Genomic DNA, 3,887 nt, shown 5'->3' on the forward strand with positions numbered 1-3,887 from the left:
CAACATATCCCTTTCTGCGATAGTGGCCGTCATGGCTGTGATTGCTTCACCATTTGTGGTTTGAGGCTCTACGGTATGACGGTCGGGTTTGGGCTAGTAGCTCAGTTGGTTAGAGCACACGCTTGATAAGCGTGGGGTCGGAGGTTCAAGTCCTCCCTGGCCCACCACTGGCCGCGCTGCATTGCGCAGCATTCTGGTTTTGGGGGCATAGCTCAGCTGGGAGAGCACCTGCTTTGCAAGCAGGGGGTCGTCGGTTCGAACCCGTCTGCCTCCACCAAAAACCAGAAGACGCCTGCATGTCAGAGCGTCCGGTAAGTGGTGTGAGACGAACTATCGCAAGGGAGTGTAGAGATCGGACACTCCGTTTTACGGACCGCGGTGCGGCCTGAGACGGGACTGTCTGGTAGTTGATCTTTGTCAGTGTGAATCGGTTGGTGCGTATCTGTGCGTGCTAGTGTTCTGTGGGTTGTCTGACCCTCAGATCCTGCGAGAGATTTCAGGGTCTGTGAAAGCAGAATGTAGCGTTAGCGACCAGATGCGTTTTTAAAGAGAGAACGTGTGACGTGCTTGGATGCGCCATGCGGGAACTCAGACGTGTCACTTTGTGGCATGGATGGTTTCTGTGCATGGGGCGAGTGAGCGCGATAAGGGCATTCGGTGGATGCCTTGGCACCAGGAGGCGATGAAGGACGTAGCACGCTGCGAAAAGCTACGGGGAGCCGCGAGCAGGCTTTGATCCGTAGATATCCGAATGGGGCAACCCACCCGCAAGGGTATCGTGGTCTGAATACATAGGACTACGAGGCGAACCCGGGGAACTGAAACATCTCAGTACCTGGAGGAAAAGACATCAATTGAGATTCTGCTAGTAGTGGCGAGCGAACGCGGAACAGGCCAGTGGTCTTTGGAAGAGAAGCAGAACACTCTGGAAAGGGTGGCCATAGTGGGTGATAGTCCCGTATGCGTAGTGCTTTTAAAGATCCTTGAGTAGGGCGGGGCACGTGAAACCCTGTCTGAACATGGGGGGACCACCCTCCAAGCCTAAATACTCCCTGGTGACCGATAGTGAACAAGTACCGTGAGGGAAAGGTGAAAAGCACCCCGACGAGGGGAGTGAAATAGACCTGAAACCGAATGCCTACAAGCAGTCGGAGCCTCTTATGGGGTGACGGCGTACCTTTTGTATAATGGGTCAGCGAGTTTCTGTTTGCAGCAAGCTTAAGCCGGTAGGTGTAGGCGTAGCGAAAGCGAGTCTGAATAGGGCGTCTAGTTGCTGGCAGAAGACCCGAAACCGAGTGATCTAGCCATGGCCAGGCTGAAGGTGCGGTAACACGCACTGGAGGGCCGAACTCACGCCTGTTGAAAAAGTCGGAGATGAGCTGTGGCTAGGGGTGAAAGGCCAATCAAACTCGGAAATAGCTGGTTCTCCGCGAAATCTATTGAGGTAGACCGTCAGGTATTTACCCCGGGGGGTAGAGCACTGGATGGGCTAGGGGGGCCCAAAGCCTTACCAAACCTAACCAAACTCCGAATACCCGGAAGTATTAGCCTGGCAGACAGACAGTGGGTGCTAAGGTCCATTGTCGAGAGGGAAACAGCCCAGACCACCAGCTAAGGCCCCTAAATCGTGGCTAAGTGGGAAAGGATGTGGGGATTCCAAAACAACCAGGAGGTTGGCTTAGAAGCAGCCATCCTTTAAAGAAAGCGTAATAGCTCACTGGTCTAATAGAAACCCTGCGCCGAAAATGTAACGGGGCTCAAGCCACGTGCCGAAGCTGTGGGTGCATACTATGTATGCGCGGTAGCGGAGCGTTCCGTAGGTCTGTGAAGGAGACGGGGTGACCCTCTCTGGAGATATCGGAAGTGCGAATGCTGACATGAGTAGCGACAAACAGTGCGAGAAACACTGTCGCCGAAAGTCCAAGGGTTCCTGCGCAAGGTTAATCCACGCAGGGTTAGTCGGCCCCTAAGGCGAGGGCGAGAGCCGTAGTCGATGGGAATCAGGTGAATAGTCCTGAACCTGCCAGAAGTGACGAATGCAATATGTTGTCAGTCCTTATCGGATTGGACTGGCTTTTGGCGCATTCCAGGAAATAGCTCTGGCATATAGACCGTACCCGAAACCGACACAGGTGGACTGGTAGAGAATACCAAGGCGCTTGAGAGAACGATGCTGAAGGAACTAGGCAAATTACTCGTGTAACTTCGGGATAAACGAGACCCGTTAGTGGGCAACCATTGGCGGGTGGCACAGACCAGGGGGTAGCGACTGTTTAGTAAAAACACAGGGCTCTGCGAAGTCGTAAGACGACGTATAGGGCCTGACGCCTGCCCGGTGCCGGAAGGTTAAGAGGAGGTGTGAGAGCACTGAATTGAAGCCCCGGTAAACGGCGGCCGTAACTATAACGGTCCTAAGGTAGCGAAATTCCTTGTCGGGTAAGTTCCGACCTGCACGAATGGCGTAACGACTTCCCCGCTGTCTCCAGCATCGGCTCAGCGAAATTGAATTCCCCGTGAAGATGCGGGGTATCCGCGGTCAGACGGAAAGACCCTATGAACCTTTACTGCAGCTTTACAGTGGCATCAGAGACATTCTGTGTAGGATAGGTGGGAGGCTTTGAAGCAGGGGCGCCAGTCCTTGTGGAGCCATCCTTGAAATACCACCCTGAATTTTTCTGATGTCTAACCGTGGTCAGTTAGCCTGATCCGGGACCCTGTATGGTGGGCAGTTTGACTGGGGCGGTCGCCTCCCAAAGTGTAACGGAGGCGCGCGATGGTGGGCTCAGGCCGGTCGGAAACCGGCTGTTGAGTGCAATGGCATAAGCCCGCCTGACTGCGAGAGTGACAGCTCGAGCAGAGACGAAAGTCGGCCATAGTGATCCGGTGGTCCCGCGTGGAAGGGCCATCGCTCAACGGATAAAAGGTACTCTAGGGATAACAGGCTGATCTCCCCCAAGAGTCCACATCGACGGGGAGGTTTGGCACCTCGATGTCGGCTCATCACATCCTGGGGCTGGAGCAGGTCCCAAGGGTTCGGCTGTTCGCCGATTAAAGTGGTACGTGAGCTGGGTTTAGAACGTCGTGAGACAGTTCGGTCCCTATCTGCCGTGGATGTTGGAGATTTGAGAGGATTTGTCCCTAGTACGAGAGGACCGGGATGAACATACCTCTGGTGCACCGGTTGTCGCGCCAGCGGCACCGCCGGGTAGCTAAGTGTGGACGGGATAACCGCTGAAAGCATCTAAGCGGGAAACCCACCTCAAAACTAGATCTCCCTGAGAGCCGTGATAGACCATCACGTTGATAGGCCAGGTGTGGAAGCGCAGTAATGCGTGCAGCTAACTGGTCCTAATCGCTCTATAGGCTCACTCTCATACTGTCCCCTTAAAAGGACAGCCCGTGCACAGAAATCATCCATGCACGCGTCACACAGAAAACCTCTCTTTAAATAAACACCAACCGCATCCACACCACCCCACTCAGGGTGGACTGGATGACCTGGTGGCCATGGCGGGGAGTGATCCACCCGATCCCATCCCGAACTCGGCCGTGAAACCCCCCAGCGCCTATGATACTGCGGCTTAAGTCGTGGGAAAGTCGGTCGCCGCCAGGTCTTCCAGTCTACCCAATAAAACACCACCGCGGGGTGGAGCAGCCCGGTAGCTCGTCAGGCTCATAACCTGAAGGCCGCAGGTTCAAATCCTGCCCCCGCAACCAAAATCCTACTAAATTGTAATCACTACAGCCAACTCGCCTCCCTCAGGCGGGGTTTTTGCGTTGCACTCAATCCTTCCCTGCCAAACCCATAAAATCCATCACACTCTTCCAGAGCAGAATGCCAGCTCAAATTCTCATCCAAAATAGAAATGAGAAGGGAAAATGTGAAT

The 3,887-nt window shown here is 54.4% G+C and carries 3 tRNA genes and 2 rRNA genes; all 5 read left to right on the forward strand.

What is annotated here, in order from left to right:
• The first annotated feature begins 90 nt into the window (after positions 1 to 90).
• Positions 91 to 167, forward strand: a tRNA-Ile gene (locus OZD61_RS04690).
• 34 nt (positions 168 to 201) lie between these two features.
• Positions 202 to 277: transfer RNA gene (locus OZD61_RS04695), tRNA-Ala, on the forward strand.
• Positions 278 to 633: 356 nt separating this feature from the next.
• Positions 634 to 3,373: ribosomal RNA gene (locus tag OZD61_RS04700) — 23S ribosomal RNA — on the forward strand.
• A gap of 124 nt (positions 3,374 to 3,497) precedes the next feature.
• Positions 3,498 to 3,613, forward strand: a 5S ribosomal RNA gene (gene rrf, locus OZD61_RS04705).
• A 27-nt stretch (positions 3,614 to 3,640) separates the two neighbouring features.
• A tRNA-Met gene (locus tag OZD61_RS04710) sits at positions 3,641 to 3,717 on the forward strand.
• Positions 3,718 to 3,887 lie beyond the last annotated feature (170 nt).

Source organism: Wolbachia endosymbiont of Drosophila bocki (genome assembly GCF_028982005.1).
GTDB lineage: Bacteria > Pseudomonadota > Alphaproteobacteria > Rickettsiales > Anaplasmataceae > Wolbachia > Wolbachia pipientis.